The organism is Pseudomonas sp. (assembly GCF_049645325.1).
Taxonomy (GTDB): Bacteria; Pseudomonadota; Gammaproteobacteria; order Pseudomonadales; family Pseudomonadaceae; genus Aquipseudomonas.
The window spans coordinates 1-12,631 of record NZ_JBARTQ010000576.1; the positions used below are offsets into that span (position 1 = coordinate 1).

General features: G+C 62.0%; 12 protein-coding genes. 7 read left to right on the top strand and 5 right to left on the bottom strand.

Annotation, left to right across the window (positions count from 1 at the left end):
* The first annotated feature begins 133 nt into the window (after window positions 1-133).
* Window positions 134-2,641 carry an ATP-dependent helicase HrpB gene (gene hrpB / locus WBB95_RS24215; protein ID WP_424489857.1) on the top strand — a complete coding sequence of 836 codons (2,508 nt, stop codon included), beginning with the start codon at window positions 134-136 and terminating at the stop codon, window positions 2,639-2,641.
* A gap of 139 nt (window positions 2,642-2,780) precedes the next feature.
* On the opposite strand, the gene WBB95_RS24220 is transcribed toward hrpB, so the two are convergent.
* Together WBB95_RS24220 and WBB95_RS24225 are read right to left on the bottom strand one after the other, a co-directional pair.
* Window positions 2,781-3,869 carry an endonuclease/exonuclease/phosphatase family protein gene (locus WBB95_RS24220; RefSeq protein ID WP_424489858.1) on the bottom strand — a complete coding sequence of 363 codons (1,089 nt, stop codon included), beginning with the start codon at window positions 3,867-3,869 and terminating at the stop codon, window positions 2,781-2,783.
* Between the two features lie 40 nt (window positions 3,870-3,909).
* Window positions 3,910-4,569, bottom strand: a complete 660-nt coding sequence (locus tag WBB95_RS24225; RefSeq protein ID WP_424489859.1) for a YciC family protein — start codon at window positions 4,567-4,569, stop codon at window positions 3,910-3,912.
* A 180-nt stretch (window positions 4,570-4,749) separates the two neighbouring features.
* On the opposite strand from WBB95_RS24225, the gene WBB95_RS24230 reads away from it, so the two are divergent.
* The 3 genes from WBB95_RS24230 (at window position 4,750) to WBB95_RS24240 (ending at window position 6,777) form a co-directional block, all read left to right on the top strand.
* Entirely contained in the window at window positions 4,750-5,526 is a 777-nt protein-coding gene (locus WBB95_RS24230) for a DUF2076 domain-containing protein (RefSeq protein WP_424489860.1), read from the top strand.
* 119 nt (window positions 5,527-5,645) lie between these two features.
* Window positions 5,646-6,122, top strand: coding sequence for an NYN domain-containing protein (locus WBB95_RS24235; protein ID WP_032884625.1), 477 nt, complete (start codon window positions 5,646-5,648; stop codon window positions 6,120-6,122).
* 43 nt (window positions 6,123-6,165) lie between these two features.
* Window positions 6,166-6,777 (top strand): 3'-5' exonuclease, encoded by a 612-nt coding sequence (locus WBB95_RS24240; RefSeq protein ID WP_424489861.1) that lies wholly within the window; start codon window positions 6,166-6,168, stop codon window positions 6,775-6,777.
* A gap of 402 nt (window positions 6,778-7,179) precedes the next feature.
* Here WBB95_RS24240 and WBB95_RS24245 read toward each other — a convergent pair whose 3' ends face one another.
* The gene (locus WBB95_RS24245) at window positions 7,180-7,476 is read right to left on the bottom strand and encodes a DUF3077 domain-containing protein (protein WP_424489862.1); all 297 of its coding nucleotides are present in this window, start codon (window positions 7,474-7,476) and stop codon (window positions 7,180-7,182) included.
* Window positions 7,477-7,976: 500 nt separating this feature from the next.
* On the opposite strand from WBB95_RS24245, the gene WBB95_RS24250 reads away from it, so the two are divergent.
* Window positions 7,977-8,225 carry an acyl carrier protein gene (locus WBB95_RS24250; RefSeq protein ID WP_424489863.1) on the top strand — a complete coding sequence of 83 codons (249 nt, stop codon included), beginning with the start codon at window positions 7,977-7,979 and terminating at the stop codon, window positions 8,223-8,225.
* A gap of 112 nt (window positions 8,226-8,337) precedes the next feature.
* Here WBB95_RS24250 and WBB95_RS24255 read toward each other — a convergent pair whose 3' ends face one another.
* Window positions 8,338-8,796, bottom strand: a complete 459-nt coding sequence (locus WBB95_RS24255; RefSeq protein WP_424489864.1) for an Lrp/AsnC family transcriptional regulator — start codon at window positions 8,794-8,796, stop codon at window positions 8,338-8,340.
* Between the two features lie 160 nt (window positions 8,797-8,956).
* Between WBB95_RS24255 and yedA the strand changes: the two genes are divergently transcribed.
* Window positions 8,957-9,853, top strand: a complete 897-nt coding sequence (yedA, locus tag WBB95_RS24260; RefSeq protein ID WP_424489865.1) for a drug/metabolite exporter YedA — start codon at window positions 8,957-8,959, stop codon at window positions 9,851-9,853.
* 48 nt (window positions 9,854-9,901) lie between these two features.
* Complete coding sequence (locus WBB95_RS24265; RefSeq protein WP_424489866.1) at window positions 9,902-11,236, top strand: DEAD/DEAH box helicase; 1,335 nt, start codon at window positions 9,902-9,904, stop codon at window positions 11,234-11,236.
* 123 nt (window positions 11,237-11,359) lie between these two features.
* On the opposite strand, the gene WBB95_RS24270 is transcribed toward WBB95_RS24265, so the two are convergent.
* The gene (locus WBB95_RS24270; RefSeq protein WP_424489867.1) at window positions 11,360-12,586 is read right to left on the bottom strand and encodes a TIGR03862 family flavoprotein; all 1,227 of its coding nucleotides are present in this window, start codon (window positions 12,584-12,586) and stop codon (window positions 11,360-11,362) included.
* Window positions 12,587-12,631: the final 45 nt, after the last annotated feature.

A 12,631-nucleotide genomic window follows, 5' to 3' on the forward strand; every position in this document is an offset into this window, starting at 1 on the left:
CTGATGCACCGCATTCGCGAGCAAGCCCGCTCCCACATTGACTGTGTTGCCAAGTCAATTTTGGGAGGGTGTGAGACCACCACCGACATCCGGCAGTTCGCCGTTATACTCGCCGCTCTGCTTTGGAGCCAGTATGAATTCGTTGCCCATCGATGATGTTTTACCCGCCCTGCGTGACGCCTTGGCGAATCGCCATGAAGCCGTGCTGGAAGCGCCGCCCGGTGCCGGTAAAACCACCCGCGTGCCCCTCGCGCTCTTGAACGAGCCGTGGCTGGCCGGGCAAACCATCCTGATGCTCGAACCCCGCCGCCTCGCGGCCCGTGCGGCCGCCGAGCGGCTGGCCAGTGAACTGGGCGAAAAGGTCGGCGAAACCGTCGGCTATCGCATCCGTTTGGACAGCAAGGTCGGCCCCAACACCCGCATCGAAGTGGTCACCGAAGGCATCCTCACCCGCCGCCTGCAGGACGACCCGGCGCTGGACGGCGTGGGCTTGTTGATCTTCGATGAGTACCACGAACGCAGCCTCGACGCCGACCTCGCACTGGCCTTGAGCCTCAACGGCCGCGACCTGTTTCGCGATGAGCAGCCGCTGAAAATCCTGCTGATGTCGGCCACCCTCGAAGGCGAACGCCTGTCCGGCCTGCTGAACGACGCGCCGATCCTGCGCAGCGAAGGGCGCATGTATCCGGTGCAGATGCGCTGGGGGCGGCCGTACCAGGCCGGTGAATTTATTGAGCCGCGCGTGGTGCAGACCGTCCTCGAAGCCCTGCATGACGAAACCGGCAGCGTGCTGGTGTTCCTGCCCGGCCAGGCAGAGATTCGCCGGGTCCACCAGCAACTGGCCGACGCCCTCGGCGCGCGCACGGATGTGCTGTTATGCCCTTTGCATGGCGAGCTGGACCTGAACGCCCAGCGCGCCGCCATCGACCCGGCGCCCGCCGGCAAACGCAAAGTGGTGCTGGCCACCAACATTGCCGAGACCAGCCTGACCATCAACGGTGTGCGCGTGGTGATCGACGCCGGGCTGGCGCGGGTGCCGCGTTTCGACCCTGGCAGCGGCATGACCCGCCTCGACACCCAACGTATCTCCCGCGCCAGCGCCACCCAGCGCGCGGGCCGGGCAGGGCGCCTGGAGCCGGGCGTGTGTTATCGGCTGTGGTCCGAGGACCAGCATGAAGGCTTGGCCGCGTATGGCAGCGCTGAAATTCTCGCGGCCGACCTCGCAGGCCTCGCCTTGCAGCTGGCACGTTGGGGCGTCACGCCCACGCAGTTGGTGTGGCTGGATGTGCCGCCGGCCGCCGCGTATGCCCAGGCCCAGGATTTGCTGGTGCGCCTCGGTGCCTTGAATGACGACAAGCTGACCGCCCATGGCCAGAAAATGGCCGAGCTGCCGGCGCACCCGCGTATCGCTCATCTGCTGCTGCGCGGGCAGGATTTGGGCTTGGCCGCCACGGCCTGTGACGTTGCCGCGTTGTTGGGCGAGCGCGATATCCTGCGCGGCGCTGGCGCCGATTTGCACAGTCGCCTGGCGCTGATGTCCGGCGAAGAACGCGGACGCGGCACTCAGGGCGGGGTACAACGGGCCAAGCAACTGGCCCGGCAATACCGCGGCTATTTAAGAGGCCAGGCAACGCAACCCGTGGCCGACCCCGACCACCCGCGCTGGCTCGGCGCCTTGCTGGCGCTGGCCTATCCCGACCGCGTCGCCCAGCAACGCCGTCCCGGTGGCGCCGAATACCGCCTGGCCAATGGCCGCGCTGCGCTGTTCGCCGAGGCTGACAGCCTGATGAAACAAGCGTGGCTGGTGATCGCCGACCTCGGCAGCCGCCAAGGCCAGCGCGAGGAACGCATCTACCTCGCGGCGGACTTTGATCCGGCACTGTTCGACACGGTCCTCGCCGAGCAAGTGCGCAACGTCGACCAGCTGGATTGGGACGAGCGCGAAGGCGTATTGCGCGCCGAACGCCAGCGCAAAGTCGGCGAACTGGTGCTCAGTCGCGAACCGCTGACCGGCCTCGACGAATCCGCGCGCAGCCAGGCGCTGGTCAACCTGGTGCGCCGCAAAGGCCTGGAACTGTTGCCCTGGACACCCGAATTGCGCCAATGGCAGGCCCGCGTCATGCTGCTGCGCCAGCTGGACGCCGGCAAAACCAGCGAATGGCCGGATATCAGCGACAAGGCCCTGCTGGCCGGCCTCGAAGACTGGTTGATGCCCTACCTGGGCAAAGTCTCGCGCCTCAGCCATTTTGCCAACCTGGATATTTCCAGCTTCCTGCACAACCTGCTGCCCTGGCCGCTGCCCCAGCGTCTCGACGAATTGGCCCCGCAACACGTGAAAGTGCCGTCGGGCTCATCGGTGCGCCTGGACTACAGCGAACAGCCGCCGATTCTGGCGGTGCGTTTGCAGGAACTGTTCGGCTTGGCGGACACGCCGCGCATTGCCGGCGGGCGCCAGGTGGTCAAGTTGCACCTGCTGTCCCCAGCACGGCGGCCGGTGCAAGTGACGCAGGACCTGGCGAACTTCTGGCGCAGCACGTACGCCGAGGTGAAGAAGGATTTGAAGGGGCGGTACCCGAAACACTATTGGCCGGACGACCCATTGGTGGCCGAGCCGACTGCCAGGATCAAACCGCGAAAGTAGCGCGTGTGGAGATCAACTGTGGGAGCTGGCTTGCCTGCGATCGCATCACCGCGGTGTAACTGAACGACCGCGTCGTCTGCATCGCAGGCAAGCCAGCTCCCACACAAGCCCGCTCCCACATTGGGTTCCGTTGTGTTGGTTATTGCGCGGCAGGCAACAGGAACCGCGCAATCACCGGCAAATGGTTGGAAATACGCAACGTATCCTCCTGCCGCACTTTTGCCTCCACCCGCTTGATCCGCGGGCTGTAAAACAGATAATCCAGCGTACGATCCGGGCCATCGATGCTCGGGTCATTCGGGAAGTGCGTCAGCCACTTCGCCCGCTCGACCCCACTGGATTCGCTGTTACTCGGGATCATCGGGTATTTGTCCCACAGCAGATGCAGCTCGCTGTCCGGCGAATACTGCCCGCGCTTGTCGGCATCCAGACGCAGGAATTGCCCCAGCGGCAGCAGGTTGAAATCCCCGCCGATCAGCCAGGGCGTGCCACGGCCTTCGAATTTATCCAGCAATTTCACCGTGGCTTTTACCTGCTCTTGCACCGCTGTGCGCCCCGGCACGTCGCCATCCAGGCGCGTATTAAGCACGGCCAATTGGCCACCATCGCTCAAGGGCAGGTAGGTCAACAACAAGGCCGGTTTGGGCTGGAATTGGCGGCTGATGAAGTTGGCCGGCGACACCGGCAGTTGCAGGCGCTCGGCGTGTTCGATCTGGTAGCGGCTGAGGGTGACGAGCTTGCGACCGACGCTGCCGAAAATATGCAGGCTGGGCACAAAATCGGCTTTCCAGTCGAAGGCCTGGGCGCTGCACGGGTAGAGGTCGACCAAGCGTTCCTGAAGCAATGCGACCTGGTCCTGGTAATGCGAGGGTTTGGCGCCTTCGTCGAGTTCCTGCAGCAGCAGGATGTCGGGTTGCTCATCGCGGATCACCCGCGCCACTTCGTCGAGGCTGAAGGCCATGTCTTCGACGGTTGGCAGCTCGTCCGGGCCGTTGCCGTCGGCGGTGTCGTACCAGAACACGTAGTTCTTGCCGGCCAGGTATTGCACGTTCCAGGTCATGACCTTGAGCGCCTGCCCGGGCAGCAAGGTCGGCGCGCGCGGCGCGACGCAGCTTACGGGCAGGATTTGCTTGTCGTCGGGGCGCCAGGTCAGGCTGTAGATCAAGGCCGTGAGCGCGCCTGCAAGGATCAACAGGCTCAGCACGGTTATGCGCAATAAACGGGTCATCGGCTCGGCTTATAGCGTTTCGGGAATGCCAAGGAGCATATCACCGCGCGTCGGCATCGCCACCGATCAACATGAATAAACGGAACAGCACCACGCTGGTAAACAGTTGCAGGAAGCTGTGGGCGCTGTCGATCAATACCCCGAGCAGCGGCGCCGGGTTTGGATAGGCCGCAACACTTGCGCCCTTGAGCAGCCACAACGGTGTCATCACACACAGCAGGCACACCAGGATTCGCCAGAAATGCCCACGGGTCAGGCGGAAACTTTCCTTCATCGCCTCCAGTGCCGACATGCCGCGCAACACTAATAAATACTCGGCAAACGCCAGCACCACCATCAGCCACAGGCCCGGCAGGAAATACAGCGACAAGCCGAGCAAAATCAGCAGGGTGCTCATGGCCGTCAGCAGGGCAAAACGCGGCCACAGGCTCAGGGCCATGGCCCATACATTTTTGGTGCTCGGCGACTCGCCACGGGTGCGCGCGTCGAGAAACAGGATCAACGCGCCGGTGTACATCGGGTACACCAGCAACCCCACCACCACGCTGTAACCCGGGAACGCGTCCGGGCCCAGCGTGTGGTCGAGCACCTGTTGCAACAGGGCTTCGAGGATCACCAGCGGCAGGCACAGCTGGACGATGGCGCCCAGGTTGCCTCGGGTAAAACGAAAGGAGTCGCGCAGCACGTCTAACGGATTCATCGGGTTCATCGCAGGCCTAAAAGCAAGGCCCACACTTTAACCGATCATGACTGGGCGTAAGCAAACGTAAACCTTGCGTAAAGACCATTGAAACGTCTGGTAACACCCCCATAACTAGTGCGTAGCTCGCCTGATCACAGGCGGGCCCATGATTTTTACCGGCAATCTAACGAGGTCGCCATGAACAGCGAAGAGCAAACCCTGATCGATGGACTGTTTTCACGGTTGCAACAAGCCGAAACGGACTCAGCCCCCCGCGACGCCCTGGCCGAAGCGCGGATCAAGGAGCACCTGACTCGCCAACCGGCTGCCGGGTACTACATGACCCAGTCGATCCTGGTGCAGGAACACGCGATCAAAAGCCTCGACGCGCAGAACAAGCAACAGGCGCAGCAGATCCAGCAATTGCAGGATGAGCTGCAACAGGCCAAGGCTCAGGCCGCACAACCGGCGCAGAGCAGCGGCGGTTTCCTGTCGAGCATCTTTGGCGGTGGCAGTTCCCGCGACGCCCAGCCGGCGCAAAGTGCGCCACCGTCTTCGGGCGGCGGCTGGCGTGAACCGGCACGGCCTTCTTTCGGCCAGCCTGCGCCGCAGCAGCAGAATTACGGCGCGCCGCAACAGAACTACCAACAACCGCAGCAAGCGCCTGCAGCCCCGATCGGCAGTGGCTTTCTCGGTGGCGCGCTGAAAACCGCAGCGGGCGTGGCCGGTGGCGTGATGCTGGCCGAAGGCATCAGCAGCCTGTTCAACCACAACTCGCAACAGCCGCAAGTGGTGGAAGAAATCATCCGCGAAGAGCCGGCGCCTGCCAGCGACAACGGCAACTGGGGCAATGACGACCAGAAGTTTGCCGGTGGCAATGACAGCTGGGGCAACGACAGCTCCTCTGACAGCTTCGCCGACAGCGACTATTCCGACGATTCCTCCTCATTCGGCGACGACGATTCCTTCGTCTGACCACCCTCAAGCCCGGTGCGCTTCGTCGCTCCGGGCTGATTTTTCGCTGAAACTTTCTCGCGGCTGGCATACTGGCAGCCTTTCCGGGCGCTGGCGCCTGGCTGTCATGAGGAAGTGCGGTGAAGAAAATTGCGGTGTTCGCCGATGTACAAAACCTCTATTACACCGTGCGCCAGGCGTATGGCTGCCACTTCAACTACGCCGCCCTGTGGGCTGACATCAGCTCGCGCGGGCAGATTGTCGAGGCGTACGCGTATGCCATCGACCGTGGCGACAGCAAACAGCAGCAATTCCAGCAGATCCTGCGCAACCTGGGCTTTACGGTGAAACTCAAGCCGTACATCCAGCGCAGCGACGGCTCGGCCAAAGGCGACTGGGACGTGGGCATCACCCTCGACATCATGGACGCCGCCGACCACGTCGACGAAGTGGTGCTGGCTTCCGGCGACGGTGATTTCGACATGCTGCTCGAACGCATCATCCAGAAACATGGCGTTGAAGCCGTGGCCTACGGCGTGCCGGGGCTGACGGCCAACTCGTTGATACGCGCCGCCAGCCGCTACGTGCCGATCGAAGGCGCGTTGTTGCTTAAATAAAGCGCTGCGGCTTAATAAATAGTTAGACGGAGTTGGAACAGGTTTGGAACGTATAGCGGTCATCGACTTTGAAACCACCGGCATCACCCCGAGCAGCCATTGCCGGGCCACGGAAATCGCGGTGGTCATCCTTGAGCGCGGCCAGATCGTGGACCGCTACCAGAGCCTGATGAACGCCGGTGTGCGCGTGCCGGGCTTTATCGAACAGCTCACCGGCATCAGCAACGCCATGCTGCGCAGCGCGCCGCCGGCCGAGCGGGTGATGAATGAAGTGAATGAATTCGTCGGCGTCACGCCGCTGCTGGCGCACAACGCCGCCTTCGACCAGAAGTTCTGGGACTTCGAGCTGGGCCTGATCCGCCGCACACGCCTGCAGAAATTCGCCTGCTCCTTGCTGCTGGCGCGTCGGTTGATGCCTTCGGCGCCCAACCACAAGCTCGGCACCTTGAATTCATTCGCGCAACTGCCCCACACCGGCAAGGCTCACCGGGCGATGGCGGACGCTGAAATGGCCGCCAACCTCACGGCTCACCTGGCCGAGGAACTGCGCCGCACCCACGGTTTGCGCGAACTCTCCCACGAGCTGCTGTGCACCTTGCAGAAAGTGCCGGCGGCGAAGATCAATGAGCATTTGAAGAAGCATCGCGGGTTCTGAGCCAAGCACAATCTCAAGCACACAGAAGCTCCAATGTGGGAGCTGGCTTGCCTGCGATGGCGGTGTATCAGCCAACTATTCGGTGACTGACACACTGCAATCGCGGGCAAGTCGAATCGTCGCACCGCCGCTCCCACAGGGGTTATGCGGCGCTCATCGAGGCTGTACACACGCCAACGCCCGATCAACCACCTCCTTCGCCATCCCCAGCCAAAATCCCCGGTAGATGGATACCTTGTGGTGAGCGGGCTTGCCCCGCGCTGGGCTGCGAAGCGGCCCCAGAACCTGACCCCTCCTGACTGAAAGAACGTGTCGCCTTCACTGGGGCTGCTACGCAACGCAGCGCGGGGCAAGCCCGCTCACCACAACAGGCTCGTTCACCATAAAAGCCCGCGTGTCAGGCTACCGAGGCTGTACACACGCCAACGCCCGATCAACCACCTCCTTCGCCATCCCCACCAAATGCATCACCGCCCGTTGCTGCGGGTTCACCGCCTCACCCGACGGGTGTGCGGTTTCCACCGCGCAATGCAGCAAGTCAGCCGCATGGGCCAGGGCATCTTCGAAGCTCAGGTTGTCATTCAGCACAAAATTGGGCGCATCCGGGGCGCAGGCTTTGAGGTAGTAGTCGATGGCTCGGCGATTGAGCAGGGCGTCTTCGCTGAGGAAGTCGGGCGGATCGGGAGTAACTTTGACCATGGTATAGCTCCTTCCACTAGGTAAGAAGCTGCGACCGTTCGCTTGCACGCAAATTAAGGTGGCAGCAGTACGCGGGTGTGCAAGACCAGGGTGGAAGACCCAGCAGGCCCGAAGACCTCCCGCGCACAGCTGCCATAACATTCAAAACGCCTAGCAGCATTAAGAGCTGACGTTGAAAGGTAAGACTTTTGCGCATTTTCCACTGGCCGGACTTGCACGTCCGGTCACCGAACATTCGATGACAGGGCGAGACTAGCGACCTGATCCGGCGGAAACAAGGCCGTGGAATTCTCTAGGAAACGTCCCGCAAATGAAAGGGATCGGTCTTGCTGGTCACTGAAATACCGGGCCTTTGAGAGAGGTTCTGCGATTTCTCGGAACAGTCGGTAAGTAGAGTCTTGTCACTCTGTCGGACTCTTCTTATTTCCCTTTCGGCAAACGATGACTTCCACTTAACAATTAAGATCCAACTCGTTATCGGCGAAAAGGAACTTGGTCTTATGAGAGCCAAGGTCAGCGAAAAGGTAATTCAACTGTTCGTCGACATCATTGGCTTTATCGACCGAAGCCAAGTGACGGAGCAAACGGATTTCATTCATGACTTCAAGATCATTGACGACGATTTAACCTGCTTCGTCATGCAGATCAAATGGCAATTCAACCTGCAGGCGACTCAGGAAGATTGGGATCACATCACTACCATTAAGCAAATTGTCGATTTGATTGTTCAGCGCTCAAATCAGCGGTGAAGCAACTGACGCCATCGCAGGCAAGCCAGCTCCCACAGGAGGTTGCATCCAGACCCGGCGACTCGGTCAACTGCTGTGATCGTTCCCACGCAGAGCGTGGGAACGAGCGGGGTCAGGTGTTTTTCCCATTGCTCTCCAACTGCCCCAACGGCACGCGCCGTTCTATCGCGCTCGACAAGATAATCGAGGTCTTGCTGAACCCGAATTTCGCAATCCGGTTGATCAAATTCTCCAGCTCCGGCATCGACCCCACCGCCGCTTGCATGATCACGCATGGGTCGCCCGTCACGCGGTGGCATTCCGTCAGTTCAGGGATTTCGCTGAGGGCGTCGTACACCTTCTGGCTGCCGTGGTTGGTCAGGCGCAACTCGATCACGCATTGGATCGGCAAGCCGACTTTGGACATGTCTACTTTGGCCTGGTACCCGGTGATGACGCCGCTGGCCTCCAGCTTGGCCACGCGTTCGGCCACGGCGGGGGCGGAGAGGTTTACCGTGCGGGCCAGTTGCGCGTAGGACGCGCGGCCGTCTTCGAGCAGGGCGCTGAGGAGCATGCGGTCGTATTTGTCCATGATAAGGCTCCGGTTGCGCGTGGCTTTCGAAAGCACGGGTTATAGCCCTCATAACCATGCTTTGAAAAGTGTACGGGCGCTTTAAACAGGTTTTGTAACTTATGTTTACCGAGCTGCTTTTCTAGAATAAGCCTCCTGTTTCCTGCCGCAGAGCTGCCCAATGCCTGGCCCACGTCGCTTTCCCTTACCGTTGATCGCTGCCTTTTTTGCGTTGTATGTGATTTGGGGTTCCACCTACTTGGTGATCCGAATTGGCGTGGAGTACTGGCCACCGTTGATGCTCGGCGGGATTCGCTTTCTGTTGGCAGGGTTGGTGATGTATGCCTTTTTGCGTTGGCGCGGGGCGCCTGCGCCGACGTGGGTGCAGTGGAAAGCCGCGGCCAAGATCGGCATTTTGCTGCTGACCTTTGGCAATGGCGCGGTGACGGTGGCCGAGCACACGGGAGTCGCCTCCGGTGTGGCGGCCTTGGCGGTGGCCACGGTGCCGTTGTTCACGTTGCTGTGCGGCTATTTCTGGGGCGCGCGCAATACACGCCTTGAGTGGGCCGGGGTGGTGCTGGGGATTATCGGCATCGCCATGCTCAACATGGGCTCCAACCTGCAGTCGAGCCCGACCGGGGCGATGTTGTTGCTGTTTGCCGCCGCCTCCTGGGCCTTCGGTTCGGTGTGGAGCCGCCATCTGCCATTGCCGGCGGGCGCCATGGCCAGTGCGGCGGAAATGATCATCGCCGGGGTCTTGCTGTTGGTCGGCAGCGCGCTGACCGGCGAGCGCCTGCATTCAATCCCGCCGATTGAGGGCTGGCTGGCCCTGGCGTATCTGGCCGTGTTCGGCTCGATCATCGCCTTCAATGCGTATATGTATTTGCTCAAGCATGTGCGCCCGGCGGCGGCGACCAGTTACGCCTATGTGAACCCGGCCGTCGCGGTGTTGCTCGGCATTGTGTTCGTGGGCGAGACCATCGGCATGGAAGAAGCCTTGGCAATGTTGGTGATCATCAGCGCGGTGTTGCTGATCAGCCTGCCCCAGTGGCGCAAGCCCAAGCCGGAAATAAGGTAAACTGCGGCGCATTACGCCTATGCGCTGAATTTTTCCTACGGTAAACACATGACTTTCGCCTCCCTTGGCCTGATCGAACCCTTGCTGCGCGCCCTTGAGACGCTTGGCTACCAGACCCCGACGCCGGTGCAGGCGCAAGCCATTCCGGCGGTGCTGGCCGGTCGCGACCTGATGGCCGCGGCCCAGACCGGCACCGGCAAGACCGCAGGTTTTGCCTTGCCGCTCCTGCAATTGCTGACGATGGAAGGGCCGAAAGTCACCGCCAACTCGGCGCGTGCGCTGATCCTGTGCCCGACCCGCGAGCTGGCCGAGCAGGTTCACGCCAGCGTCGCCGAGTACGCCCAGCACCTGCCGCTGACCACTTACGCGGTGTACGGCGGCGTGAGCATCAACCCGCAGATGATGAAGCTGCGCAAGGGCGTCGACATTCTGGTCGCCACGCCTGGCCGCCTGATCGACCTGTTCCGCCAGAACGCGCTGAAGCTCAATCAGCTGCAAACGCTGGTGCTGGATGAAGCCGACCGCATGCTCGACCTGGGCTTCTCCGAGGAGCTGGCGAACATCTACCGCATGCTCCCAAAAAAGCGCCAGACCCTGCTGTTCTCCGCCACCTTCTCCGATGACATTCGCCAGCTGGCCGGGCAGATGCTCAACGACCCGCTGACCGTCGAAGTCAGCCCGCGCAACGTTGCTGCCAACACCGTGAAGCAATGGGTGGTGCCGGTGGACAAGAAGCGCAAGGCCGAGCTGTTTGTGCACTTGATGCGCAAAGGCCGCTGGAAGCAGGTGCTGGTGTTCGCCAAAACCCGTAATGGCGTGGACGCGCTGGTCGACAAGTTGCAGGGCCTGGGCATCAATGCCGACGGCATCCATGGCGACAAGCCGCAGGCTACGCGCCAGCGCGCGCTGGACCGGTTCAAATCCAGCGATGTGCAGATTCTGGTGGCCACTGACGTGGCGGCCCGTGGCCTGGATATCGAAGACCTGCCGCTGGTGGTCAACTTTGACCTGCCGATCGTGGCCGAGGATTACATCCACCGCATCGGGCGTACCGGTCGGGCGGGCAATACCGGCGAGGCGATTTCCCTGGTGTGCGCCGATGAGGTGAACATGCTGTCGGCCATCGAGATGCTGACGCGTCAGACCCTGACTCGCCACATGGAGCAGGATTTCGAGCCGGAACACCGCGTGCCAGACACCGATGCCAGCGGGCAAGTGGTGAAGAAGCCGAAGAAACCGAAAAAGCCCAAAGCGTCGGGCGGTGGAGGTAAGCGCAACCTGGGCAAGTGGGTTGAAAGCGGGGACTCGGCGCCGGTGGAACCTTCGATCAAGCCGGTGCGCAAGGTGCCGGTGTTCAACACTGGGCCGCGCAAGAAGAAGTAAGTTTTTTACTGCTGCTGAAGGCCCCATCGCAGGCAAGCCAGCTCCCACATTTTGAATGTAATCACAGATCAAAATGTGGGAGCTGGCTTGCCTGCGATGGCGGTTATGAATCCGCCGAACATCTCAGCGGTTGAGCCACTCCAACACCCCGCGCCCCGCCGCTCGCCCACTGGCAAAACACCCGGTCAGCAGATACCCGCCGGTCGGCGCTTCCCAATCCAGCATCTCTCCCGCGCAAAACACCCCCGGCAATTGCTTGAGCATCAAGCGCTCATCCAGCGCTTCAAACGGCACGCCACCCGCGGTGCTGATCGCCTCGTCCATCGGCCGTGCCTTCACCAGTGTCAGCGGCAACGCCTTGATATCCACCGCCAACTGCGCCGGGTCGTTGAAGTGTTCAGCGGGCGCCAACTCGCGCAACAGCGCCGCTTTTACTCCATCCAGGCCTAACTGGCTGTGCAAATGCTTGCTCATCGACCGCGAACCGCGCGGTTTGGCCAGGGCTGCCTGCACCTTGTCCAACGGCTTGCTTGGCAGCAGGTCGATGTGCACCGTGGCGGCGCCGTCGCGGTTGATGGCTTCACGCATCGGCGCCGACAGCGCGTAGATTAAACTGCCCTCGATGCCCAGGGCGGTGATTACGCATTCTCCCAGCCGGGGTTTGTCATCGCCCAGGCCGATGGCGACGTTTTTCAACGGCGCGCCGGCGAATTTGCTGACCATTAATGCGCTCCAGGCCGACACCTCAAAGCCGCAATTGCTGGGTTGCAAAGGGGCGTAGGGCACGCCACGGTCCTCCAGCAACTTGAGCCACGCTCCATCGGAACCCAGGCGCGACCAGCTGCCGCCTCCCAAGGCCAGCAGCACGGCATCGCTGTGGACAGTTTTCTCGCCGTCCGGGCTGTGGATAAGTAAGTCGCCGTCGGCATTCCAGCCCAGCCAGCGGTGGCGGGTGTGGATAACCACGCCTTGGTCGCGCAGGCGCTTGAGCCACGCGCGCAGCAGCGGCGCGGCTTTCATGTCGGTAGGAAAGACGCGGCCGGAGGTGCCGACGAAGGTTTGAATACCCAGGCCATGAATCCACTCGCACAGGGCTTCGGCGCCAAAGGCGCGCAGCAACGGCGCCATATGTGGCGCACGTTCGGCATAGCGCGACAGGAATGCCGGGTACGCCTCGGAGTGGGTGATGTTCATGCCGCCCACGCCTGCCAGGAGGAACTTGCGACCCACCGACGGCATGCCGTCATACAGGTCGACCCGCACGCCCGCCAGGCTCAAGACTTCGGCGGCCATCAACCCGGCAGGGCCGCCGCCGATAATCGCAACGTGGGAAGGGGCAGTGGCGGACATCGGCAGGCCTGGTCAGAAAGAAGGGGCGCCTATTGTAAGCAATAC

Bases quoted from the DNA above. Each gene is read 5' to 3' on its own strand.
- hrpB (WP_424489857.1), top strand. From the start codon at position 134: ATGAATTCGTTGCCCATCGATGATGTTTTACCCGCCCTGCGTGACGCC.
- WBB95_RS24220 (WP_424489858.1), bottom strand. From the start codon at position 3,869: ATGACCCGTTTATTGCGCATAACCGTGCTGAGCCTGTTGATCCTTGCA.
- WBB95_RS24225 (WP_424489859.1), bottom strand. From the start codon at position 4,569: ATGAATCCGTTAGACGTGCTGCGCGACTCCTTTCGTTTTACCCGAGGC.
- WBB95_RS24230 (WP_424489860.1), top strand. From the start codon at position 4,750: ATGAACAGCGAAGAGCAAACCCTGATCGATGGACTGTTTTCACGGTTG.
- WBB95_RS24245 (WP_424489862.1), bottom strand. From the start codon at position 7,476: ATGGTCAAAGTTACTCCCGATCCGCCCGACTTCCTCAGCGAAGACGCC.
- WBB95_RS24250 (WP_424489863.1), top strand. From the start codon at position 7,977: ATGAGAGCCAAGGTCAGCGAAAAGGTAATTCAACTGTTCGTCGACATC.
- WBB95_RS24255 (WP_424489864.1), bottom strand. From the start codon at position 8,796: ATGGACAAATACGACCGCATGCTCCTCAGCGCCCTGCTCGAAGACGGC.
- yedA (WP_424489865.1), top strand. From the start codon at position 8,957: ATGCCTGGCCCACGTCGCTTTCCCTTACCGTTGATCGCTGCCTTTTTT.
- WBB95_RS24265 (WP_424489866.1), top strand. From the start codon at position 9,902: ATGACTTTCGCCTCCCTTGGCCTGATCGAACCCTTGCTGCGCGCCCTT.
- WBB95_RS24270 (WP_424489867.1), bottom strand. From the start codon at position 12,586: ATGTCCGCCACTGCCCCTTCCCACGTTGCGATTATCGGCGGCGGCCCT.